The sequence below is a fragment of the Pseudomonas profundi genome, assembly GCF_008638305.1.
In the GTDB taxonomy this organism is placed as follows: Bacteria; Pseudomonadota; Gammaproteobacteria; order Pseudomonadales; family Pseudomonadaceae; genus Halopseudomonas; species Halopseudomonas profundi.
This window is the reverse complement of sequence record NZ_VTPZ01000004.1, coordinates 64,997-89,763: the sequence shown is the minus strand read 5'-3', so window position 1 is coordinate 89,763 and position 24,767 is coordinate 64,997. Positions and strand designations below refer to the sequence as shown.

At 59.0% G+C, this 24,767-nt stretch carries 17 protein-coding genes; 3 read left to right on the top strand and 14 right to left on the bottom strand.

Annotated elements, in window-relative coordinates; translation table 11 throughout:
• Window positions 1-289: 289 nt before the first annotated feature.
• The 8 genes from FZE95_RS07070 to FZE95_RS07035 all read right to left on the bottom strand — a co-directional run bounded on the left by FZE95_RS07070 (window position 290) and on the right by FZE95_RS07035 (window position 8,519).
• Complete coding sequence (locus FZE95_RS07070) at window positions 290-1,765, bottom strand: AAA family ATPase (RefSeq protein WP_150300155.1); 1,476 nt, start codon at window positions 1,763-1,765, stop codon at window positions 290-292.
• Window positions 1,762-2,853 carry a 3-dehydroquinate synthase gene (gene aroB / locus FZE95_RS07065; protein WP_150300154.1) on the bottom strand — a complete coding sequence of 364 codons (1,092 nt, stop codon included), beginning with the start codon at window positions 2,851-2,853 and terminating at the stop codon, window positions 1,762-1,764. Before aroB ends, FZE95_RS07070 begins: the two co-directional genes overlap by 4 nt.
• A 144-nt stretch (window positions 2,854-2,997) precedes the next feature.
• Window positions 2,998-3,504, bottom strand: coding sequence for a shikimate kinase AroK (gene aroK / locus FZE95_RS07060; RefSeq protein ID WP_150300153.1), 507 nt, complete (start codon window positions 3,502-3,504; stop codon window positions 2,998-3,000).
• A complete protein-coding gene (gene pilQ / locus FZE95_RS07055; protein WP_150300152.1) occupies window positions 3,504-5,672 on the bottom strand; it encodes a type IV pilus secretin PilQ in 2,169 nt (722 codons plus the stop codon). Before pilQ ends, aroK begins: the two co-directional genes overlap by 1 nt.
• Window positions 5,673-5,729: 57 nt before the next feature.
• Window positions 5,730-6,263, bottom strand: a complete 534-nt coding sequence (gene pilP, locus FZE95_RS07050) for a type 4a pilus biogenesis lipoprotein PilP (protein WP_397387111.1) — start codon at window positions 6,261-6,263, stop codon at window positions 5,730-5,732.
• Window positions 6,260-6,880: a type IV pilus inner membrane component PilO gene (gene pilO / locus FZE95_RS07045; protein ID WP_150300151.1), complete on the bottom strand. Its 621-nt coding sequence runs from the start codon at window positions 6,878-6,880 to the stop codon at window positions 6,260-6,262. The genes pilP and pilO overlap by 4 nt, the downstream gene beginning before the upstream one ends.
• Complete coding sequence (locus tag FZE95_RS07040; RefSeq protein ID WP_150300150.1) at window positions 6,877-7,455, bottom strand: PilN domain-containing protein; 579 nt, start codon at window positions 7,453-7,455, stop codon at window positions 6,877-6,879. Before FZE95_RS07040 ends, pilO begins: the two co-directional genes overlap by 4 nt.
• Window positions 7,455-8,519 carry a pilus assembly protein PilM gene (locus FZE95_RS07035; RefSeq protein WP_150300149.1) on the bottom strand — a complete coding sequence of 355 codons (1,065 nt, stop codon included), beginning with the start codon at window positions 8,517-8,519 and terminating at the stop codon, window positions 7,455-7,457. The genes FZE95_RS07040 and FZE95_RS07035 overlap by 1 nt, the downstream gene beginning before the upstream one ends.
• 186 nt (window positions 8,520-8,705) lie before the next feature.
• Here FZE95_RS07035 and FZE95_RS07030 point away from each other — a divergent pair, with 186 nt between their 5' ends.
• Window positions 8,706-11,105: a penicillin-binding protein 1A gene (locus FZE95_RS07030; protein WP_150300148.1), complete on the top strand. Its 2,400-nt coding sequence runs from the start codon at window positions 8,706-8,708 to the stop codon at window positions 11,103-11,105.
• A 216-nt stretch (window positions 11,106-11,321) separates the two neighbouring features.
• Complete coding sequence (locus tag FZE95_RS07025; protein WP_150300147.1) at window positions 11,322-14,612, top strand: carboxyl transferase domain-containing protein; 3,291 nt, start codon at window positions 11,322-11,324, stop codon at window positions 14,610-14,612.
• Between the two features lie 206 nt (window positions 14,613-14,818).
• Here the strand turns inward: FZE95_RS07025 and cydC are convergent, their stop codons facing one another.
• The 6 genes from cydC to FZE95_RS06995 form a co-directional block, all read right to left on the bottom strand.
• Window positions 14,819-16,474, bottom strand: a complete 1,656-nt coding sequence (cydC, locus tag FZE95_RS07020) for a thiol reductant ABC exporter subunit CydC (RefSeq protein ID WP_150300146.1) — start codon at window positions 16,472-16,474, stop codon at window positions 14,819-14,821.
• Window positions 16,467-18,062, bottom strand: a complete 1,596-nt coding sequence (cydD, locus tag FZE95_RS07015) for a thiol reductant ABC exporter subunit CydD (RefSeq protein ID WP_397387110.1) — start codon at window positions 18,060-18,062, stop codon at window positions 16,467-16,469. The genes cydC and cydD overlap by 8 nt, the downstream gene beginning before the upstream one ends.
• 85 nt (window positions 18,063-18,147) lie before the next feature.
• The gene (cydB, locus tag FZE95_RS07010) at window positions 18,148-19,149 is read right to left on the bottom strand and encodes a cytochrome d ubiquinol oxidase subunit II (protein WP_150300144.1); all 1,002 of its coding nucleotides are present in this window, start codon (window positions 19,147-19,149) and stop codon (window positions 18,148-18,150) included.
• A 1-nt stretch (window position 19,150) separates the two neighbouring features.
• A complete protein-coding gene (locus FZE95_RS07005; protein ID WP_150300143.1) occupies window positions 19,151-20,557 on the bottom strand; it encodes a cytochrome ubiquinol oxidase subunit I in 1,407 nt (468 codons plus the stop codon).
• 201 nt (window positions 20,558-20,758) lie between these two features.
• The gene (locus tag FZE95_RS07000; RefSeq protein WP_150300142.1) at window positions 20,759-21,484 is read right to left on the bottom strand and encodes an LrgB family protein; all 726 of its coding nucleotides are present in this window, start codon (window positions 21,482-21,484) and stop codon (window positions 20,759-20,761) included.
• On the bottom strand, window positions 21,481-21,843 hold the full coding sequence (locus FZE95_RS06995) for a CidA/LrgA family protein (RefSeq protein ID WP_150300141.1): 363 nt from the start codon (window positions 21,841-21,843) through the stop codon (window positions 21,481-21,483). The genes FZE95_RS07000 and FZE95_RS06995 overlap by 4 nt, the downstream gene beginning before the upstream one ends.
• Before the next feature lie 400 nt (window positions 21,844-22,243).
• On the opposite strand from FZE95_RS06995, the gene FZE95_RS06990 reads away from it, so the two are divergent.
• Window positions 22,244-24,760, top strand: a complete 2,517-nt coding sequence (locus FZE95_RS06990; protein ID WP_190324521.1) for a putative bifunctional diguanylate cyclase/phosphodiesterase — start codon at window positions 22,244-22,246, stop codon at window positions 24,758-24,760.
• Window positions 24,761-24,767: the final 7 nt, after the last annotated feature.

Genomic DNA, 24,767 nt, shown 5'->3' with positions numbered 1-24,767 from the left:
AACGCGGGAGTTCGCAACTCAGCACCCAGCGGCGATGAAACCCTGCGGGAGCATCCCGACAACCTGAAGGTCAGGCGACAAAACCTCTGCAGCCCTTACGGTTAGCGCCATTCGATGAAGAGCATCGGCCCATAGCAGCGGTTCAGCACCCGCTGAACAATATCACCCGTGACAAGGGAGTGCGATCGGACAGCAAAATGCAGCACCACACTTAAAGCGGGTACTGCCTTCTGATCAGCGGCGGCTTATTCGCGAGGAATAAAGCCCGGCGCGATGCTGTAACAGCCTCCTATGGCAAGGACTGTTGAATCCCGGCCATACTACGTGGCCAGGGTTTGAGCGTGCGTACAGCGTCGGGCAGCCCGGCGATCGCCCGCTGGGCCTGTTCTCGTCCACCGTATGCGCCTTGCGTTACGACAAACCACGGCTTGCCCTCATGTACCGTCTCGAAATAATGCAATTCGGACAACGCGCTGTGACGAGTGACGAAATCGGCTGCGGCCTGCTCCGAACGCGTACCCAGCAATTGCAACGCAAAATTGCCAGCCGGTTGCTGGCGATACCAGCCAGCATTCCCGGCAGGCTCGGGCTTCCCGGCCTGAGCTCTTTCGGTTCGAGCGCTTGCTGACTGTTCGTCAGTTGACCCATCCGGGGCAGAACCGGGATCCGCCGACGGTGCGGAGGGCGCAGCCTGCTCCACCGAAAAAGGCTCTATCTCGACGACAGGTTGAGCTTCGGAGGGCAGCAGCTCGGGTATCCTCTCTCCAGACGGCGCTTCCGATCGAGAAGGTGGTGGCGCGACATTGAACGGCTGGCGGCCGTCAGCTGCCTCTGCATCCAGCACATCGGTCGTCGCGACCGGCCTGGGTAGCTCCAACACGGTGCGCTCGGGTTCAGGCTCGCTGTCGTCCATGGTCCACACGACAACTACGGCGACGGATACCAGTATCAATGCGATCAACGAGCGAAGCGGAAACGCAGAACCGCGTTGCGGTCGCAGCGCTGGGGGCTCGATTGCCGCCAGCATCGCTTCTCTGGCTACCATATTGATTCGCCCTGGCCAGCCCTCGCTTTGCTGATGTATCCAGCCGAGCTGCTCATCACTGAGTAGTTCAAGACCTTGTCCTGCCGCTTCAAGTCGCTGCGCCAGATAGTCGCGCGTCTCATCAGGTCGAAACGGCTGTAATTCAATAGTATGCAACCATGCCTGTCCGTCGGACATTTGCACCGTACGCAGCGCTGTCTCGATAGAGGGCTCAGCGAACAGAAAAACCTTTGGAGCGCCCCGCAAGTCGATCTGACTGAGGTCAGCGAGGCTTTGCAACGCCTGCGGGTCCAAAAGATGTGCATCGTCGATAACGATATACAGCTGGAGACCCGTCTGGAAAAGTTCAGCGGCCTTATCAAGCAAGCCAGCTTCAGTTCTGACGGGTGAATTGATTGCCTGCGCCAGGAAGCCTAGCAGTGCATCGGCAGACGCCAATTCCCTGGCCGAGGCAACCACGCATTGCACATGGTCCTTTTTGCTGCTGGCCACCAGAACCTGTCGGAGCAATGTCTTGCCACTGCTCCGCGGGCCGGTAACAACCAGTAACTGCTGGGCGAACCGCGCCAGATGGTGCAGTTCGGCGAGGACACTCTTGCGCCGCGCAGTGAAAAAGCGGAATCCGGGCGTGCGCGGCAGAAACGGGTCGTGAGTCAGCTCATAGTGCGCCAGCAGGTCGGCCTCGACAGCAGCATAGTCAGGTTTATGTTCGGCGTTCATAAGGGCTCTGATGGGTACTCTGAATGCAGGGTGGCTTGCAACGCGGCCACGTCAAAATCGGCAGTGACAACCGCTTCCCCCAGCTGACGCAGCAGCACAAGCCGCAGCTGCCCGCCGACCACTTTCTTGTCCACTGCCATCAAGCGCATGAAGTCGTCTGCGGTCATGTTGTCGGGCGGCGCAACCGGAAGCCCCGCCGAGCGAATGATCTTGACCGCGTGATCATAATCGCTCTGACTCAACCAGCCTGAGCGCCTGGATAGCTCCAGCGCCATAACCATGCCGGCGCCCACCGCCTCGCCGTGCAACCAGCGTCCGTAGCCCTGATGCGCCTCAATCGCATGACCGAATGTATGCCCCAGATTGAGGATGGCGCGCAGCCCGCCCTCTCGCTCGTCAACCGCCACAACGTCTGCCTTGATTGCGCAGGACCGCGCGATGGCTTCGGTAATCGCCGATGGCTCGAGTGCACGCAAAGCTGACATATTGGCTTCGAGCCAGTCGAGGAAAGCCCGATCCCTGATCAAACCGTACTTGATGATCTCGGCCAGACCGGCACTGATTTCACGTTCAGGCAGGGTATGCAGGCTGTCAGTATCGATAATGACTGCCTGAGGCTGATAAAACGCCCCAATCATGTTCTTGCCAGCGGGATGATTGATGCCTGTCTTGCCACCCACGGATGAGTCAACCTGAGACAAAAGCGTCGTTGGGATCTGAACGAAGTTCACCCCGCGCTGGTAACAGGCAGCGGCGAAGCCGGTCATGTCGCCGATCACCCCGCCACCCAGCGCAATAAGTGTAGTACCCCTGTCATGCCTGGCGGCAAGCAAACCATCAAAAATCTGCTGCAGGGTGCTCCAGTTCTTGAAGGCTTCGCCAGTTGGCAGAACAACCTGTTCGACCTGATATCCCGCAAGCGAGCCCAAAAACCGGGCAAGATAAAGCGGCGCGACGGTATCGTCAGTGACGACGCATACTTGCTTGCCCGAAAGATGCGAACCCAGCAAACCGGGCTGATCCAGCAACCCGCTGCCGATGTAGATTGGATAGCTGCGGTCAGCCAGTTCAACGGTCAATTGCTGCATGAAGCCTCTCCCTTAAGTCCACGCAAGCATACCTCAGACGCACGGGGCGCGCAGGCCGGTATTGCTGGTTTTTTATTTCGAATCGAATGGCAGACAGCCCGGGATCCCGGGCTGCTCGGTCGTCTTGCTCAACGCAGTTGCAGTTTAGGCCTTGAGTGCGGTCAGAATCGTATTGACCACAATCTTCGGCCCGCGCTGGTCCGTATCGATAGTCAGATCAGCGATCTCGCTATAGAGCGGGTCACGCCTGGCCATCAGCTCGCGCAGGACTTTTTCCGGATCGGGAGTCCGTAACAGCGGACGCTGCCGATCCTTCGCAGTGCGCTGCAGCTGTTGTTCGACACTGGTTCGCAGATAGACCACCAGACCGTGGGCGCCGAGCGCCTGACGGTTGGCTTCGCGCATAACCACACCGCCGCCCGTCGCCAGAACGATCCCATCTTCCTTGACCAGCTCGGCAATCATCGCCTGCTCACGCTCGCGAAAGCCATCCTCCCCCTCAACGTCAAAAATCCAGGGGATATCGGCGCCAGTACGCGCTTCTATCTCCCGGTCTGAATCCTTGAAGGGGTACCCGATTTCCTTGGCGAGCAGACGCCCGATGGTGCTTTTACCAGCACCCATCGGGCCTATCAGAAAGACGTTACGCATTACTTGGCAAGGGAAATAGCTCCACTATTGATGATGCGTGGCGTGAGGAATACCAGCAGCTCGGTCTTGCTTTCCGACGTTATATCACGACGGAACGCCCGGCCCAAAATTGGCAGGTCGCCCAGGAACGGAACCTTCTGTTGTCCCTTGGAGGTTTCGCTGGAGAATACCCCACCGATGACAATGGTTTCGCCATCGGCCACCAGGATCTTCGCGTTCACTTCATTCTTGCGAATAGTCGGCACCCCGTTCACTTCGTTGGTGAAGTCCGGCTCGTCCTTGGTAACGATCACTTCCATAATCACCTGGTTGTCCGGGGTGATCTGCGGGGTTACTTCCAGAGACAGCACAGCTTCAGCAAAGGCGGTAGTGGTGGCCCCACTGGAACTCGCTTCCTGATAAGGAATCTCGGAACCCTTCAGGATCTTTGCGGTTTCCTTATCAGAGGTGACCACTTTGGGCTGGGAAATAATCTCGCCATTACCGGTGCTTTCCATCGCCGACAGCTGCAAATCGAGCACGGCGTTGTTGGTGATAAAGCCGATGCCGACGCCTGATGTCGCACCCAGCACACCCATATCCACAAAGGGCGTGTTGAACGGACGTTCCGGAATACCGATGAAGCCGCCGGTATTCCGCGACGGGATATAATCGTCATCACCAGGCAAGCCCCGCGCGTTGGGATCTTCCACTACGCCGGTCTGACCGTCCTTGCCGAACAGATCGAAACGATCACCCATTCGCAGGTTGCCACCCCAGCGCACACCCAGTGCCTTGTCGAAGCCAACGTTAGCTTCAACGATGCGCGCCTCGATCATGACCTGGCGAACCGGAATATCCAGCTGAGTAACAATGCGGCGCAGCTCGTCGAGCTTGTCCTGGGTTTCCAGAGCAATGATGCTGTTGGTGCGGTCATCTACGGTGATGGAGCCACGCTGCTCGCCCTCGCCTGCGGTTACCGACGCGAACAGGCTGGCGATATCAGCTGCGTTGGCGTAGTTCACCTGGATCAGCTCACGACGCAGCGGAGCCAGCTCGGCAATCTGCCGCTGGGATTCCAGCTCCTGACGTTCGCGTGCGGCGATTTCGTCGGCCGGGGCAACCAGCAGGACATTACCCACCTTGCGCTTGTCGAGCCCCTTGGTTTTCAGCACCAGATCCAGCGCCTGATCCCAGGGCACATTCTGCAAACGTAAAGTGATGCTGCCCGAGACGGTATCACTGGCGACCAGGTTCATGTCAGTGAAGTCTGCAATCAACTGCAGCACCGAACGCACTTCGATGTCCTGGAAGTTAAGCGACAGTTTTTCACCTGTATAGGCAAAGTCGGCAGCACGGCGTTGCTCGACCTCAGTTTTGCTCAACGGCTTGAAGCTGACAATCAGACGATTATCGGTCTGATATACCAGATGCTCGTAAAAACCGTTTGGTTCGATATTGATGGTTGTGTCGTTACCGCTGGTGCTGGCGTTGACGAAATTGACGGGGGTTGCGAAGTCCTTGACGTCCAGCCGTACGCGCAGTTCATCAGGCAGGCGAGTGCCAGGGAAAGTCAGCCGCACACGACCGCCCTGCTCCTGCACGTCGACTCGTACAGACGGGTCGGACAGGTCTACGATGACGTTACCCTCTCCCTGCTCTCCACGCTGAAAATCCAGGCCGCGAATGGCTTTGCCCGAAGCAGCTGCTGGCGAATTTGCTGCCACGGCCGGCTCGTCGGCAGCACGCCAACTCGCGGTTGTCGGTGCGCTGGGTGCAGCGGCTCTGTCGGGAGCGTTATAACCCGGAGCCTGATCGGCGCCGACCATGACGTACAGATTGTTGCCTTCGACCCGCGTGGCGTAAGGCGCAAGATCGGTAAGATTGATGATCAGGCGAGTCCGGTCACCGGCCTCTACCACGGTCACACTACGTGCGTTCCCGAGGCCGAGGTCGCGGCTGCGCTCGCCCAGCTTGTTCTTGACGCCAGGCAAATCCAGAGCGATACGTGCAGGTTGCTCAATGGTGTAGCCCTTCGGTGCGGCAACGGGTTCGTCAAAGCTGAGCTTGAGCTCGACCCGTTCACCCGGCAGCGAGGCCACGTCCATATTCTGAAGGTCGGCCGCGATGGCCAGAGGATTCAACAGCGCCAGGGCTGCTGCAAGCGATAACTTCCTGGTTAGAGGCATTTGGTTGCGTTCCACGCGTGACTGTTTGCAGTTCATGATTATCTCTCCCTGGTTGTCCTAACCGCGCTCAGGCAAGCTGAGGGTACGCGGACGCTCCAACCATCCCCCTTCGCCGTCAGGCACTATCTCGACCACATCGAGACGACCTTCCTCGATGCTGACGATACGGCCGTGATTACGGCCCAAGTAGTCGCCGATCTTCACCCGGTGCACGCTACCAGCGCCTTGTATAAGCGCCTGCATGCCTCCCTGATTACTGAGTGTGCCGACCATTTCGAACCCTTCGATATTGAAGCCCTCGAGGAATTGCCGGGTTCTGTCTTCGTCCGGCTTGATGTCCTGAGAACCACGCTGACGCTGGGTCAGGTCGATACGGATAGGCGGCTGAAAGGGGCTGCGCAACGAGGTCGCGCTGTAGACGAACGCTTCGTAAGGGCTGAAACGCGGCAGCGGCTCAATAGTGCCGGCCGGACGCGCCCTGGTTTCTTCCATGAAGACCTGCAAATCATTGAAGTCGTCGCCGCCACACCCGGTCAATAAGGCCGATGCAGCAATGGCAAGCCCGGCCAAACGCTTGTGCATGCTCATCATTGCGCTCCTGATTCGTTGTAGCGATAGGTCTTGGCCAGAATGCTCATCTTGAGCAGATCCGGGTTACCCTCGCTTACGGGCGCAATAGTGAAATCGTGCAGCGTTACGATACGTGGCAGCCCGGCCACGCTACTGACGAAGGTGCCGATATCGTGGTAGTTGCCCTGCACCTGGATGCTGATTGGCAACTCGGCATAGAACTGCTTGGCGGCTTCAGGTTGCAAGGTAATCGACTCGAACTCCAGCCCGCTGTTGAGGCCCATCTGAGTAATATCTTCAAGCAACCCGGGGACTTCGGTGTCACTCGGCAACTGCTTGAGCAGCGTACCGAAACGCTCCTCGATTTCTGCCAACTGCTCTTTATAGGCATCCAGGTTCGCCGCTCGAAACGACTTGTCGGCAAAATCCTTGCGCAGCGCTACTTCCTGCGCCTGGCTGCGCTGCAGGCTGGCCTGCAGATCCTTGAGGTGAAAATGGTAGCCAAGGAACGCCAGGATCACGAACACCAATACCGCGACGATCACCTTCAGCGCGCCCGGCCAGGCTCCTATATTGTTGAAATCAAGATCGTTGACGTCGATCTTTTTCAAACTTTCCATGGATTGAGCGAAAGTCATGGCTGCTGTTCTCCCTCAGCGGCACGCGTCTGCGGTTCCGTCTGACGCACTGACAGTTCAAAGACGTTGGCCTGATCCAGAGCCCCCTGGGTCACCGCACGCACGGCTGTCAGGTTTGGCGAAGTCAACCACTCTGAAGCGTCCATCTGGCGCATCAGATTGGAAACCCGACTATTGGATTCGGCGCCGCCCTTGATATTGATAGTCGACTCTTTCATGTCGACCGATGTGAAATACACGCCGTCAGGCAAGGTACGCGCCATTTCGTCGAACACGCGAACGATGATCGGGCGATTGCCCTGCAGATCCTGGATGATTTTCATCCGATCCAGCAGCTGGGTGCGGCGGGACTGCAACTCTTCGATCTCCTTGATACGGGTCTCGAGCACCCGGATTTCCTTGGAGATAAACTCGTTACGGGCGTTCTGATGATCAATCTTGCCGTTCAGATTGCGGTCGACAAGAAACACCAGCGCGCCAGTGAAGACCAGAATCAGCGCCAGAATGGTCAGAAATTCCTTCTTGCGCTCTTCCCTGAGCTGCTCGCGCCAGGGTAATAAGTTAATGCGCGCCATTAGTCGAAACTCCTCATTGCCAGACCACAGGCAATCATCAATGCTGGCGCGTCATTACTGAGCGCAACCGCATTTACCTTGTTGGAAAGGGTCATGTTTGCGAAGGGATTGGCCACCAGCGTCGTGGTTCCGAGCTTTTGCTGGATCAGCTGATCCAGGCCCGGAATCGATGCGGTGCCCCCCGCAAGGAGGATGTAGTCGACGTCGTTGTACTGATTGCCCGCGAAAAAGAACTGTAGCGAGCGCGACACCTGCTGGACCACGGCATCCTTGAAAGGACCCAGCACCTCGGTTTCGTAATCGTCTGGCAGGCCGCCCTGCTTCTTGGCCAACCCGGCCTCTTCCTGCGAGAGGCCGTAACGACGCTGGATCTCTTCGGTCAATTGCTTGCCGCCGAACAGCTGTTCTCGGGTATAAATCGTGCGACCCTGGCTCAGCACGCTAAGCGTCATCATCGTTGCGCCGATATCCACGACGGCAATGGTGAGATCATGCTGACCGCTATCCAGCTGGTCGGTAACCAGGCTACAGGCGCGTTCCATAGCGTAGGCTTCGACTTCGACTACTTTGACATCGATGCCAGCCAATGCGAGAGCCGCTTCACGTATGTCGACATTTTCTCGGCGGCAGGCTGCCAGCAACACTTCGACTCGCTCAGGATTTCGCGGGGAAACTCCCTGGACTTCGAAATCGATCGCAACTTCGTCAAGGGGATATGGGATATATTGGTCAGCTTCAAGCTTGATCTGTTCTTCAAGCTCATCGTCATCGAAACCGGCATCCATCTCGATGATCTTGGTGATCACCGCCGAACCTGCTACGGCGACTGCGGCCTGTTTTACCGAGGTACGGGATCGCGCCAGGACCTTTTCCAGGGCCTGCCCGACGCCTTCGAGCTCGACAATATTTTTCTCGACCACCGCGCTCGGTGGGAGAGGTTCGACCGCGTAGGCCTCGACCTTATAGCGGTTCCCGGAGCGACTGAGTTCTAGCAGCTTCACGGTCGTGGAGCTGATATCGATACCCAGAAGCGTATTCGATTTCTTTTTTATGAGCCCTAGCACAGCCAATTCCCTATCAGCATCCGCCACTTACGGGCGGTTTATGTTGTCCTACATTAAATAGCAGAGAACACACAAGCGCAAATGGCTAAATTCAAAACAAAACGCTTATAATGCACGCTGCTAAACCGCATCTCACCAAGCTAACCGCTAACCTTTTCATAAATCAGGGAACACCTTCCTATCCCTATGCGCTTCATAAAAATCGTTTTCTGGTCTTTGCTTGCCTTGGTGACTGCCCCTCTCCTGGGCATAACCGGCATGGCACTTTATCTTAGCCCCGCTTTGCCGGATGTTGAAACACTTCGTGACGTACAATTGCAAACGCCGTTGCGGATATATAGCACAGATCACAAATTGATTGCTGAATTTGGAGAAATGCGTCGATTCCCTATCAGTTTCGACCAGATTCCCCAGAACTTTATACTGGCCATGCTGGCCGCTGAGGACGATAACTTCCTCAATCATCATGGCGTGGACCCAGCAGGCCTGTTGCGCGCCGCCGGAGAACTGGCCCGCACGGGTGAAATTCAGACAGGCGGTAGCACCATCACCATGCAGGTGGCGAAGAACTACTTCCTCTCCAGCGAGCGGGTATTTTCGCGCAAACTCAACGAGATTTTCCTGGCGTTGCAGATCGAGCGGAGCCTGAGCAAGGAAGAGATCTTCGAGCTCTACGTCAACAAGATTTATCTGGGCAACCGTGCCTACGGCATCGAAGCCGCCGCTCACATCTATTATGGCAAACCCATCGCCGAACTCCCGCTGGCCGATATGGCGATGATTGCCGGCTTGCCCAAGGCACCGTCGCGTTACAACCCCATCGCCGACCCGGAGCGAGCGATCGCCCGTCGCAACTGGATCCTGCAGCGCATGCTGGGCCTCGGCTATATAGACCAGGCCGCCTATCAGGACGCAATCGCTACACCCAATAACGCGCGAAACCACGGCGCCAATCCCGAGCTGGAGGCCCCATACGTTGCCGAAATGGCCCGGCTCGAGATGATTCAGCGTTACGGCAATGCTGCTTACACCGATGGGTTCCATGTTTACACCACGATTGACAGCCAACTTCAGGAGCTCGCCCACCGGGCGCTCCGCGATGGTCTCGAGGAATACGACAGGCGTCACGGCTATCGCGGACCAGAAGCTCGCCACTCCGATATTGATTCGCAACAGTGGCCTGCTTTGCTGGCTAAACACGGGGAAATTGGCGGCCTCGCGCCTGCGCTGGTTACAGAGGTCAACGCTGAGCACGCCCGCATCCAGCTTCGCAACGGTGATCAAGGACGCATCGAATGGGACGACATGCGCTGGGCCCGGCCTTATCTGAACGTCAACAGCATGGGGCCGGTGCCTGAACAGCCGGCTGATGTACTCGCAGCCGGCGATATCATCCGCGTTCGCACCACGGATAAAGAAGGCCAGTACCGTCTGGCCCAGATTCCGCAAGCGCAAAGCGCCTTGGTCGCGCTGGACCCACAGGACGGCAGCCTCAAAGCACTGACCGGGGGGTTTTCTTTCGCCCAGAGCAAATACAACCGTGCTACCCAGGCACGCCGCCAACCGGGATCCAGCTTCAAACCGTTTCTATATAGTGCCGCACTGGATCACGGTTACACACCAGCCAGCATGGTCAACGACGCACCTATCGTATTCGCCGATCAGTACATGGATACCGATTGGCGGCCGCGTAACTCGGGTGGCGACTTTCTGGGTCCGATTCGGCTTCGCGAAGCGCTGTACCGCTCTCGCAATCTGGTATCTGTCAGGCTGATGCAGGATCTCGGGGTCGACAATGCCCTGACCTACATGGAGCGGTTCGGGTTTGCCCGTGAGGAGCTACCGCGCAACCTCTCTGCCTCCCTTGGAACGCCGGAGCTTACGCCGCTGCAAATAGCGCAGGGTTACACCGTTATAGCCAACGGCGGCTATGCCGTTAAACCCTACTTGATCGAGCAGATTCAGGATCGCAATCGAGAAACTATTCACATTGCCCAGCCGGCGATGACGCCGCAGCGCCTTGCACAACGGCATGACGCCATTGACAGTTACCGGCGCAGCGCTGAACCGGATGAGGCTAAACAGGTATTGCTGGCCGAACAGGTCATAGACCCGCGCACCACCTATCAGCTGACCAGCATGCTCAAGGACGTGATCAATCGCGGGACTGCCGTGAGGGCGAAGGCGCTGGAGCGTAGTGATCTGGCAGGCAAGACAGGCACCACCAACGATCAGAAGGACGGCTGGTTTTCGGGCTATAACGCTGACCTGGTCGCCACCGTCTGGGTTGGATTTGACCAGCCAGCTCCGCTTGGACGACGCGAGTATGGCGGTACGACGGCATTGCCGATATGGATGAAGTTCATGGACACTGCTCTGGATGACAAACCGGAGAACAGCCAGCCCATGCCCGATGGCCTGCTCACCATGCGCATCGATCCGAACACTGGCCGCAGCGCGCGGCCTGGCAGTAATGACAGCATTCTTGAGATATTCAAGGAAGAGGACGCCCCGCCCTCTTTCAGTGAAATAGACGATAACGGCTACCGCGACGACGGCGCGGTCACGCCGCTTGAGCTGTTCTGACACGCTATAAGCTGGAGCACTGTCAGCATATTCGAGGCGCAAACGGTCGCTGCTTTTTGCGGGTCTCTGACTCTAAGCTGCGATCTGCCTGCCAATAACAAAGGGTCCGCGCCCGGCTTCAGATTCGTTGTCCAACGCAGCGAACCTGTAACCGCTTGAACCGTCTCCGGGATCTGCTCGAGCGGTTTATCGCCTGGCCGCCCGCCGAGGACGAATATGAAGCTATTCAAAAGCATGCTGATCGCCAACCGTGGTGAAATTGCCGTGCGCCTGGCTCGCGCCGCGGCAGAACTGGAAATCACCAGCGTTGCGGTTTATTCAGAAGATGATTCCCTGTCGCTTCATGTACGCAAGGCGGATACCGCAGTGCCCTTGCGCGGGCGCGGCGTTGCCGCCTATCTGGACGGCGCCCAGATCATCGCTGTAGCGCTGGAACAAGGCTGCGACGCCATTCATCCTGGCTACGGTTTCCTTAGCGAGAACGCCGATTTCGCCCGGCAATGCACTGCCGCCGGATTGACCTTCATCGGTCCTGACGCCCGCGTACTGGATGTTTTCGGCGACAAGGCAAATGCCCGTCGCCTGGCTGCTGAACTCGACATCCCCCTGGCTCAAGGCACCAGCCAAGCGACCAGCCTCAACGAAGCTCACGCGTTCATGGTATCGCTGGGTGCTGGCACATCGGTAATGTTGAAAGCGCTGGCTGGCGGGGGCGGCCGTGGCATGCGCACGGTCACGGATGCGGCCGAGCTGGAATCAACCTTTGCCCGCTGCAGCTCCGAAGCCCAGGCAGCCTTCGGCAACCCCGACCTGTATATTGAGCGATTGATTTCCCGCGCCCGCCACATTGAAGTCCAGATTGTCGGCGACGGCTCAACAGTCAGTCATCTCTGGGAGCGCGATTGCACGTTGCAGCGGCGCAATCAGAAACTCCTGGAAATTGCGCCGGCCCCGAATCTTGACCCTGAGCTGCGCCAGCGTCTGCTTGAGGCTGCGCGGAAGCTCACCTCCGCAGTCGGTTATCGCGGCCTGTGCACGGTCGAGTTCCTGCTCGACCAGGACACGGGTGATTTCATTTTCATGGAAGCCAACCCGCGTATTCAGGTAGAGCACACCGTCACTGAAGCGGTGACGGGCCTTGATCTGGCCCAGCTGCAGATACAGCTTGCTGCGGGCATGAGCCTGTCGGAACTGGGAGTCGAGCAGGCACACATTCCTGCACCGCGCGGCTATGCCATACAGCTGCGCATCAATCTGGAAAGCATGCAAAGCGATGGCAGCGCCAGACCCGCCGGCGGCACGCTGACCGCTTATGATCCGCCTAGCGGGCCTGGTGTGCGTGTCGACGGGTGCGGTTATACCGGCTATACCAGCCACCCCGGGTTCGATTCCCTGCTGGCTAAGCTGATCGTGCATGCGGCTGCCGATTTCCCGGCCGTATTGCGGCGAACCTATCGCGCGTTATGCGAGTTTCGCCTGGAAGGCGCGCCAAGCAACCAGGCGTTTCTGCAGAACCTGCTGCGTCATCCCGGGGTGGTCGATTACCAGGTCAGCACCGGCTTTATCGAAGCCCATGCCTCTGGATTGCTCCAAATCGCTAGCGAAGCGCATCCACAGCTTTACTTTGAACAGCAGGCTCCCGAGCAAGACGCGCTGGTTGGCCGTCCCGCCGCTGTGCCGCAGGGATGCCTTTCTCTGAATGCCCCGGTCCAGGGCGTTCTTGTCAGCCTCGACGTCAAGGCCGGCGACACAGTGACCGCCGGGCAGCAGGTGGCGATCATCGAAGCCATGAAGATGGAGTTCGAGGTCAAGGCAACCCAGAGCGGCATCGTCCACGCGCTGGCGGCAGCACCCGGCGCTAATCTGTTTGAATCCAGTCCACTGCTATTTATTGAACCGGCCGACATTCAATCTGACGCCCAGCAAAACGAAGAACAACTGGATCTGGCGTACATCCGTGCGGATCTGGATGAGGTGCTGCAACGCCGCGCGCAACTCACCGACCAGGAGCGTCCCGACGCAGTGGCCAAGCGGCGCAAGACTGGTCAGCGAACCGCCCGTGAGAATCTTGCCGAGTTGCTCGATGAAGGCAGCTTCATGGAATACGGCGGCTTTGCACTGGCCGCGCAACGCACCCGCCGTAGCCATGAAGAACTGTTGAAGATGAGCCCTGCCGACGGCCTGATCTCCGGCATCGGCACGGTCAACGCGGATCTCTTTGGCAACCAGGTGGCCCGTTGCATGGCCATGAGTTATGACTACACGGTATTCGCCGGCACCCAGGGCGTGATGAATCACAAGAAGACCGACCGCATGCTCGAGCTGGCTGAGCAGTGGCGTCTGCCCCTGGTGTTTTTCACCGAGGGCGGCGGCGGCCGGCCTGGGGATATCGACAAGGTGGGTGTGGCCGGGCTGGACTGCACGACCTTCATGCGCATGGCGCGATTGAGCGGACAGGTTCCGCTGGTGGGCGTGGTGTCGGGTCGCTGCTTCGCCGGCAATGCGGCACTATTGGGTTGTTGCGATGTGATCATTGCGACAGAGAACGCAAGCATCGGCATGGCCGGCCCGGCAATGATCGAGGGCGGCGGGCTCGGGCGCTTTACTCCGGAACAAGTCGGGCCCACCAGCGTGCAGGCACCCAACGGGGTAATTGATGTGCTGGTCAAGGATGAGGCCGAAGCGACCCGGGTCGCCAAGCAATATCTGTCCTATTTCCAGGGCGATTTACCGAGCGGCGAATGCACCGACCAGCGCCGGCTACGCCATCTGATTCCGGAGAACCGTCTGCGCGCCTACGATATCCGTGAGGTAATCGAGACGCTGGCCGACGGCGGTTCTGTGCTGGAACTACGCCGCCAGTTTGCTCCAGGACTGATCACTGCGCTGATCCGTATCGATGGCAAGGCCTTTGGCTTGATGGCGAATAATCCCATGCATCTGGGTGGCGCAATAGATGCGATCGCGGGTGACAAGGCTGCACGCTTTATGCAGCTGTGTCAGGCGCATGGGCTGCCGCTGGTGTCCTTGTGCGATACGCCCGGTTTCATGGTCGGCCCGGAGTCTGAGCAGCAGGCCACGGTGCGGCATGTTTCGCGCATGTTTGTGACGGCGGCCAGCCTGACGGTGCCCTTCTTTACCGTCGTGCTGCGCAAGGGTTACGGGTTGGGTGCTCAGGCGATGGCGGCGGGCAGCTTTGGCGCACCGATGTTCACCATTGGCTGGCCGAGCAGTGAATTTGGCGCGATGGGGTTGGAAGGTGCGGTTCGGCTGGGGTATGCCAAGGAGCTGGCGGCGGTCGAGGATGAGGGCGATCGTCAGGCCTTGTTCGATAAGCTGGTTGCCGAGCTCTACACCCGCGGCAAGGGTATCAGCATGGCCAGCTATCTTGAGATCGATGCGGTGATTGATCCGCTGGAAACGCGCGATTGGTTGTTACGCGGGCTGAGTTCGGCGCCGCCCGAGTCACGGCAGCGTGGAACTCGGCCTTTTGTGGATACCTGGTAGGTGATGTTGCTCGACTCGCTGGCGGTTTGTGCTGATAGGCCAGCGTGCTGAGTCACTGGCGCAAGACGCCGTGAATCCATCCCTGGAGGCTTGACGAAAACATCCCTGTTTTCGACACTTGCGCCAGCGGCTCAGCCCGCTGGCTTGATTAGCTTTCGCGTGGCGTTAGGTTCGCTGTCCCAAACCTCAAAACAATGTCTATAGACTCAACTCTGGAGCTCGGACCAGGTTAGCGTCCTGTCTGCTCTGGGTAATAATTCTGGCGCATGTCCTAGCAGCAGTACCGTGCGGCCGGTCAGCCATGGTTCGATGTTGCGCCGAACGCGCTCTGCTGTCGCCTTATCCAGGCCGTTGAATGGCTCGTCGAGTATCACCACCGGGCTGTCTTTGAGCAGCACTCTTGCCAGCGCGAGCCGGCGCCCTTCTCCGCCTGACAGTTGCTGACCGGATTCGCCGACCCAGGTATCCAGCCGCGCGGGTAACCGTTCGACCATGTCCGCCAGCTCGACCATCTCCAGCACGTGCCAGAGCTGTGCGTCGGTTGTATCCGGCGCGGCCAATAGCAGATTGGCGGCGATGCTGACGTGCAACAGTTCGGTTTGCTGGGTCAGGTAGCCGACCTGAGCGCGCCAATCCTGCAGGGTTAATTGATTCAGGGCGGTTTCGCCGATTCGTACCGTGCCCGCGTCGGGATCGATCAGCCGAGCGGCGAGTTGTGCGAGGGTGGATTTGCCGCACCCGGAGGGGCCGATGATTGCCAGTGAGGTGCCCGCCGGCAATGCGAGGTCAAGATTGGCAATCCCGGCGTGCTCTACGTCGACGGCTTCCCAGTTCAGTGTGAGGTCGCCAGGCACTGGATGCGGCGCTGTTGGCTCGGGCAGTTGGCTGCTTAGCGCTACCTGCTGGTTCAGTCGTGCCGCTGCGGCGCGGGTGGCGCCGTATTGGGCGAAGGCGCCGGGTAGCGGTGCCAGGCCTTCGCCGAGGGCGAGCAACGCCAGGGTTATCAATACGGCGACGGGGCCGCTGAGAACCCCTTGCTCGGCTACCCAGAGCGCGCCGAAAAAGCCGATGAGCACACAGATCAGTACACCGGTGGTAGCTAGCGCCTGCCCCAGGGCAACTCGCAGCTGCAGTTTTAGTTGATCGTCGAGCATGCTGTGGCTGGCTTGTAGCAGTTGCGCTTGATGGCGAGCAAGGGTGCCGGCGGCGGTGAGTTCGGCGAGGCCCTGCAGTTGTTCGATGCTCAGTGTTCGCAATTGATCGAGCTGCTCGACGCGTGCGGCGCTCAGGCGCATGGCCCAGGCGGCCATGCCGAAGGTTAAAGCACACAGGAGTATCAGAAGCGCCATGCCCAGCAGTACGCCTAATGCGAGATGAAACAGCGCAATGACGCCGCAGACCAGCAGTACGCCAAACAAGGCTACGGCGGGTGGTGCCAGCAGCCTGAGATAGAGCGTATCCAGCGTATCGATATCCGCCGTCAAGCGGTTGAGCCACTGGGCGGCGCGCAGTCGACTCAGGGTGGCGCCGTCCAGGCGCGCCAATGCGGAAAAATGCGTGCTGCGCAGGTCAGCGAGCAGGCCGAGCACGGTGTTGTGGTTGTAGATGCGCTCCGTATACCGCGCGACGGTGCGCGTCAGAGCGAAGAAGCGAATACCGCCACCGGGTACGTAGACATCGAAAGCCACACGCTGGCCTGCAGCCCAGAGCATGGCGGTGACGCCGGTTGCGGAAATGAACCATCCCGACAACGCCAACAGGCCTATGGCGCTGAAGAAGGTTGCCGCGATCAGCAGCGCGCCGATCGTCAACCGGGCGCGTTTGGTCATTATCAGCGCCAGCCATGGTCGCAACTCATTCATCGGCGAGTATCCCGGCGTGCAGTCTGAGCGTCCGATTGGCAATAGCGACGATGGCCGGGTGATGAGTGGCGATCAGAATGGTTCTACCGCTGCGGGCAAGCGCCAAAAGCGCTTCAATGACCTCTGCTTCGCTTTCAGGGTCCAGGCTTGCGGTCGGCTCATCCAGCAGCACCAGCTCGGCATCAATCAACCATACCCGGGCCAGCGCCAGGCGTTGGGCCTGCCCCCCTGACAGACCGCGGCCACCTTCGCCCAGCGGTGTGTCGAGCCCCTGCGGTTGGGCGGCCACAACATCCTTCAATCCGACAGCTTCGAGCGCTGCATGCATGGCGGATAACTCTGCATCCGGCGCGATCAGTCTCAGATTGTCGACCCAGCTGCCTTTGATCAGAAATGGTTTCTGGCCGAGCCAGGCGACTGGTTCCGCCCCGGGTGCTTGACCGAACAGCGTGACATCGCCTGCCTCGGGCTGGATAAATCCTGCCAGACAGCTGAGCAATGTGGACTTGCCTGATCCCGATGGTCCGACCAGGGCAACCACTTCGCCTCGATCGATGCTCAGGCTGACGTCCTCAAGCACTGCGCTGCGGCCTGGATAGCCCGCTTTCAGGTGTTCAGCAATGACGCTATTAGTGCGCGGCCCTGCACTGAGTGCGCGTCTACGCAATGGATAGCCATGCTCGGTGGGGGGTAACCCGACCAGTGCGTCAGCGGCGCCCAGCGCCGCTGCCCGGTCATGGTAGTGCTGCGCGAGATTGCGCAGCGGCTGAAAGAATTCCGGGGCCAGCAAGAGGATAAATAACCCACTAAACAGGGTCAGCTGCGGGGCGGGCCCAAAGTCGATATAGCCGAGCAGACCAAACCCGATATACATGGCGACCACGGCAATGGCCACGGAGGCGAAGAACTCCAGCACTGCAGAAGACAGAAACGCCACACGCAGGGTGCGCATGGTAACGGCCCGATACTGTTCGGCCGTATGGGTGACGTCGGCGCTCGCCTGCGCTACCTGACCGAACAGCTGCAGAGTGGTGAGGCTGCGGACTCGATCGAGAAAATGCCCGGCCAGACGGCCCGCTTCGAGAACATGTTGCTGGCTCAAGCGCTCTGCACTCATACCGATCAGGGCCATGAACAGCGGAATCAGGGGCGCGGCTATCAACAGGAACAGGGCGGCGAGCCAATCCAGCCAGAACACCACTGCAAGAATGGACAGAGGAACGAGCAGTGCTAACCATTGCTGGGGCAGATAACGGGCGAAATAGCCGTCCAGCGCTTCGACCTGCTCCACCCAGTGATTGGCCAACGTAGCGCTTGAGCGCCCGGCCAGATTCACCGGCCCCCGCGCGGCCCATTGCTCAAGCAGTTCACTGCGCACCAGCTGGCGCACCCTGGCGCTGGCGAGCTGACCGAAGCGCTCCTGTGCAACCTGACTGATCGAACGGACGATCACTGCCCCTATCAACCCGATCGCAGGCCCGATCTGCGCACTTAAAGCTTGCCCGTCGATCACCGTGCGGTATATAACCAGCGCGAGCAGTCCGGCCAGGCAGATAAACGCCAGCGCATTAACCAGTCCTGCAACCACCACTCCAATTAGCAGCGGCTTGACCGTCGACTGCTGGCGAGCCAGCCAATGTCGAGCCGAATCCGGCGTGCCGAATCCTGCCGACTCAGTGATAGCCTTCTCCGACTCTGACCTTGCCGCGGAATACCCAATAGGCCCAGGCCGTGTACACCAGAATGATCGGAATGACGAACAACACCCCTAGCAGCAGGAAGAGCTGAGACTCCGGCGCCGAGGCGGCATCCCACAGGGTGAAGTTCGGCGGAATAACGTACGGCCAGCGTGTCCACAGCAAGCCGAAATAGGTCGCGCCAAACATGCCCATGGTCGCCACGAAGGGCAGCGCCTCTCTGCGCTGACGCAGGCCGCGCCAGATCTGAAAGGCAAAGAACGCCGCAAGCGCCGGGAAGATCCAGATCCAGCGAATCGCCGAGAACCAGCGTTCAAAGGCGGACGGATCTACCGAGGGCGTCCACACACTGACCGCCAGAAATATCAGCAGAACCCCGGCCAGCAGCCAGGGCGCCAGCTTGTAGGCCCATGCCTGAATGTAACCTTCAGCCTTGAGAATTATCCAGGTGCAGCCCAGCAGCGCATAGCCGACGAGAATGCCGAAACCGGTCAATACGGTGAAGGGCGTCAGCCAGTCCAGCGGGCCGCCTGCATAGACCAGCCCTTCGGTCTGGTAGCCTTCGATATAGGAACCGACGACTGCCCCCTGGGCAAAGGATGCGACGACCGATCCTCCTGCAAAGGCCCAGTTCCAGAGATAGCGCGACTTGTGTGCCTTGAAGCGGAACTCGAAGGCGACGCCCCGAAAAATCAGGCCCGCCAACATCAGAAACACGCCGATATACAAGGCGGGCAACAGGATCGAATAGACCAGTGGAAACGCAGCCAGCAGACCGACACCGCCGAGTACCAGCCAGGTTTCGTTGCCATCCCAGATGGGCGCCACCGAGTTCATCATCACGTCGCGAGCTTCTTCGTCCGGGGCGAACAGAAACAGAATTCCGACGCCCAGGTCAAAGCCGTCCATCAGCACGTACATGATCACGGCGAAGGCGATGACTACCGCCCAGATCATCGACAGATCAATATTGCCCATATCAATGCTCCTCGTGTTCAAAGCGAACATGGGTGGCTGAGAATGGACGCATGGGGCGCTCAGCCTGATCCGCTTGATCCGACAGTTCCTCCTCTTCGACCGTAATACCCTTCTGTAGCACACCAAACAGGTAGTACAGCCCCGCACCGAATATCGCTGCATACACCAGTACGTAACCGATCAATGTGAAGAGTGCCATCCCACCGGTCAGGGAAGGTGTGAGGCCCTGTTCATGGCTGAACGTCTCATAGACTATCCAGGGCGCGCGGCCCACCTCGGTGACCACCCAGCCGGCGGTAACCGCGATGAATGGGGTGATGCTCATGAAGCGCAGGCCCTGCAGGAACCAGCGGGTCTGGCAATAGCGTTGGCCGCGGCGTAACCACAAACCGGCGAGCCCGAAGGCGATCATCAACAGCCCCATGCCGACCATAATGCGGAAAGCAAAGAAAACGATCCAGACCGGCGGCTGCTGTTCCACATCGATCTCGCGCAGCCCGGGGACTTCGCCGTCCCAGGTATGGGTCAACAGCATGCTGCCAAGGCGTGGAATACCGAATTCGACGCGATTGGCCTGCAGATCCCTATCCGGCAATGCGAATAACAATAAAGGCACGCCGACATCGGTATCCCAGTTGCCTTCCATCGCAGCTACTTTCATCGGCTGATGCTTGAAGGTGTTCAAGCCATGCAGATCGCCGACCACCGCCTGTGTCGGCGCCAGAAACAGAATCATCCACAGGCACATCGAGAGCGCCTTGCGATTTACCTCTACCTCCCTCCCACGCAGCAGGTACCAGGCGCTCACGCCAGCCACCACGAAAGAACCGGTGAGGAATGACGCAATCGCCATGTGGGTAAAACGATAAGGAAAGGACGGGTTGAAAATCGATTCCGTCCAGGAGGTAACGTGGAACACGCCATCGCGCAGCTCGGTGCCCTGTGGGGTGTGCAGCCAACTGTTGGCAGATAGAATCCAGAACGCGGAGATAAGTGTTCCCAGCGCGACCATACAGGCCGCAAAAAGATGAATACCCTGGGGGACGCGGTTACGCCCGAACAGCAGCACACCGAGGAAACCCGCTTCCAGAAAAAAGGCGGTAACGACCTCGTAGCTGAACATCGGGCCGATGAAATTCGCCGCCGTATAGGAAAAATTGCTCCAGTTGGTGCCGAACTGGAACGCCATCACTATCCCGGATACCACCCCCATGCCGAACACCACGGCAAAGACCTGAATCCAGAATTTCGACAACTGCGTCCACAGCGGATTGCCGGTTTTGAATGCCAAAGCTTCGAGGAATGCGATATACGAGGCCAGACCGATAGTGAATACCGGAAAGATCGCATGGAAGGACACGACGAAGGCAAACTGGAAGCGCGATAACAACAACGGATCCAATTCCATTAGAGGACTCCTGTCGGAAACGGGCGAAGCTGGGTTATGCCGATCAGCCCTGCGCCATACGCACCACGCCGATCAGCTCGAAGCTGTGACCACCGCCGCGCTGCTGGCGTTCCATTCTTTTATCCAGCCAAGCGCTCCAACTGACTGATTCGAAAGCTGAGGATCCTCCCAAGCCCAGCCGCCATGAGTTGGCAACTTGGGTCAGAACCACAGCGTCCACAGCGTGACGCCGAGCGGCAACAATATTGCCGAGCCCATACCCATCATGCTCATCCCCAACGCCGCGAAGGCGCCAGCTTCCTCGCCTTCTTCCAGCGCACGCGAGGTGCCAACCGCGTGGGCAACAATGCCCATGGCCATGCCCCACGCAGCCGGATGCGTAATGTGAAACAGGCGCAGCAACCAGGGGCCAAGTAGCGCGCCGAGCACTGCAGTAATCATCACGAACACCGCAGCCAGCGCCGCCACACCGCCAATTTGTTCTGCCAGCAACATGGCGATCGGTGTGGTCAGAGACTTTGGCGCCATGGTCATCAGGATCATCGACTCTGCACCCATCAGCCAGCCGATGAGCAGCGTGCTGAGCGTGGCAAACAGCCCGCCGAGCAATAGCGTGACCACCACGGGCCGCAGAAATTGGCGAATCCTGCGCAAATTGAGATACAGCGGAACCGCCAGCGCGACCGTGGTCGGCCCCAGCAGAATGGTCACCGGCACCACAGCTTCGCGATAGGTGGGATAGTCGAAGTCCAACGCCCAGAGAACCACCAGGATCAGCGGCACCGAAACGATGATCGGGTGGAATAACGCCAGACGGGAGCGCTCATATAGCGTGAGGCCGATCTGGTAGGCAGCAAGCGTCACACCAATCAGAAACAGCGGATGGTCAACCACAGCCTGAAGCGCGGCCTCAACCGAGCCGTTCATTGGTCTGCCTCAATACGTTGTTGCTTGCGGATCAATCGCTGCATCAACCAGCCACAGAATGGTAGCGTCAGCAGAAACGACAGCAGCATGGTAACGAGAATTGCCGCCCAGCCTGCCGCAAGCTCCTGGCCATAGAGCATCACGCCGGCGGCTGGGGGCACCAGGAGCAGCGGCAGATACTTCAACAGACCGCTCGCGGCCTGATCCAGAGAGTCACTGACGCCCCCGCGCAGACACAGACAGATCAACAGCAGCAGCATGCCGATAATCGGGCCCGGGACGAAGGGCAGCACCAGGACATTAAGCCCGGTTCCCAGCAGTTGAAAGGTGATCAACCAGGTTAATCCGCGAAGCAACATAGCGAGTTCCTGCCGTAAATAAAGCGAAGGTTAATCACTGTTGCGAGGAAAGCCCACCCCTCTCGCAAACCAGCAATCAATCAGCAGATGGCGCCTTGGTTGCAATCGGTATTTCACGACTTGGCGGGATGCCGGTTTTTTGGCTATTACGCCGGTGAAACGGCACCGGTATTGGTTGTGGCGAACCGGTCAAATGACCGGTAGTCTGTGCCTATTAGCGGCCGTTTGGCCGATTTCGGGGGAGCCAATCAGATATACATGCCCAGGCGCCTGATTGGCGCTTCAATGCACTGAGTCCGGATCACTGGAAATGCAGAAGGAAAAGGAAGCGGACACGACCGCATCCCGTTCCGGTAGAACCCGCGCACTGGCTCGCGCAGAAAGATTAAGGAACCGCGATTTGATCCTCAGCAAGCTCTCCGTCGATACGCTGATACGGAGCCGCCACAACAGCCATCACCCAGCGCTGCGCAAAGCGGTAGGGCTCGCCATCACCATGGCACTGGTGCTACTGATGGCATCGCTGCTACCGCTGTCTACGCTGCCTCCGGCTGTTTTTTTATCTGCACATACCCTGCTGGAAGTATTTTCCATCGTCGTTGCCAGCCTGGTATTCGCGGTCGGTTGGGAAACTCATCGGCGTAAACAATCTGCCAACCTGCTGGTACTTGCCTGTCTGTTCCTGGGTGTTGCGCTGTTGGATATCTCGCACACCCTGACATTTCCGGGCAACCCAGGGCTCCTTGTGCCGGCGCACATCGATAACACCATCATTTACTGGTTGAGCGCGCGGCTGCTGGCAGCGCTCGCACTGCTGTGGATGGCCATTCGGGCGCCCTGGAACGATGTCGCTCAGGTGCCAAACCGCTGGGCGTTGCTGCTAGGGGTACTGGCCGCGGTTTCGGCGCTGCATGCGGTGCTGTACTTTTTCCCGGAGGCATTACCAGCCACCTTCTATCCCCATTCGGGCCTGACGCCCTTCAAGGTCGGTTTCGAATATTTCCTGGTCACGCTGAACCTTGTAGCCGCCTTTCTGCTATGGCGTGCCATGCGCGGCCCCCTGTCATTCAATGCTGCCTCGCTTTTCGGTGCCGTCTGCGCCATGGCACTCAGTGAGTTCTGCCTGACGCTCTACAGCGTGACCAACGACACCATGTCCTTGCTCGGTCATTTGCTCAAGGTAGCTTCCTACCTGTTTTTGTTTCGCGCCGTGTTCATCGAGACCGTCGAACGCCCCTTCGCTGCGCTGCAAGCTTCACAACAGCGGCTGCAAGCTATCTTCGATGCGTTGCCGGACATCCTGGTTGAGGTTAACAAGTCCGGTAAGGTAATGGAGTTCCATGCGCCGCACAGTGATGAACTGGACCTGAGCAGACGACAGATGGTCGGCCGGGAAATGGTTCCCTTGCTTCCACCCGAAGCCATCCCTATCTGCGAGCGCACGTTCATTGAGGCCAAGCAGCGCGGACACGCCCAGAGCGAACCTTTCCGCTCGCGAATTGACGGCAGGACCGTATGGTTCCAGATTTCGGCCGCGCCCAAACAGGGCGCTGACGGCCACCACTATCTCGTCATAGCGCGCGATGTTACCAAGACCAAGGAGCAGGAATCTGAAATCCTGAGACTGTCACAACATGACAGCGTCACCCACCTGCCCAATCGCAAGCTGTTCATCCAGCGAACCGAGATGACGCTCCGCCTCACCGCCCGCAACCAAGGCAGCTTCGCGCTGATGCAGATAAACCTGGACGGTTTCAAGCAAATCAACCTGGCCCACGGCCACCAGGCGGGGGACCAACTGCTCGCGGCTTTGGCAGACCGATTGCGTGCCATTCTGCGAGAGGAGGACGTGCTCTCACGTGAAAGCGGCGATCAGTTCATCCTCACGCTGCCCGCGCTCGATAGCGTAGCCGCCGCCCATGTAGCCGAACGTCTGTGCCATTCAATCGCCCGTCCCCTGAGCTTCGGTGAACATATCGCGCCCCTTACCGCGTCAATCGGTATTGCCATCTATCCGGACGATGGCAGCACCCTCGACGAGCTGACCCGCCGAGCCGCAGCAGCATTGCAGCTGGCGAAGCAGGATGGAGGCAACACCTACCGATTCCTTAGCGAGGATCTGCAGGCGAGAATGGCGCACATCCTGCAGCTGGAAAACCTGCTGCGCGACGCCGAGGAACACCTGGAACTGTCGCTGCGCTATCAACCTCAGTGGGAGCTCGGCAATCGGCACCTGGCCGGGCTGCATGCCAGTTTGCGCTGGCTCAACGCGGAACTGGGCGAAATCAGCGTGGAAGAATTTCAGCCCATAGCCGAAGCCAGTGGTCAGGCGCTCGCACTGAACGACTGGGTACTTCAACAGGTTCTGGCGCAGCTGAAACGCTGGCAGGATGAAGGCCTGACACCGGTCCCTGTAGCAGTGAGTCTTTGCCCAGCGAAGTTCAGGATGGATAATCTACCCGCCCGGATACGCAAGAGCCTGGAAGCCTGGAGTATCGAGCCACGCTACCTTCAACTGGAGATACCGGAAGATCTTGCGATGGAAGACCCCGCTGCGACGGCCATCAAGCTCAAGTCGCTGCGCGAGCTGGGGGTGTCGATTGTTATCGGGAATTTCGGCGATTGTTATTCGTCGCTGCAGCAGATGCAGTCGTTCCAGCCCGACATCGTAAAAATCGACCGACTATTCATCAGCGAGCCGACAGCGAGCAACCGGGAAATAATTCTGGGTAGTCTGATTGATATTGCCCACCGGCTAGGATTGAAAACCATGGTTGAGGGCGTCTACACACGCGAGCAACTGGCGCTGGTCCAGCGCAACGGATGCGACTATGTTCAGGGCGACCAGCTCAACCCGCCGCTGGCACCGGAGGAGGCTTCACGACTGCTCATTGAGGCCCGGACCGAACGCCCTTGAGCCGGGA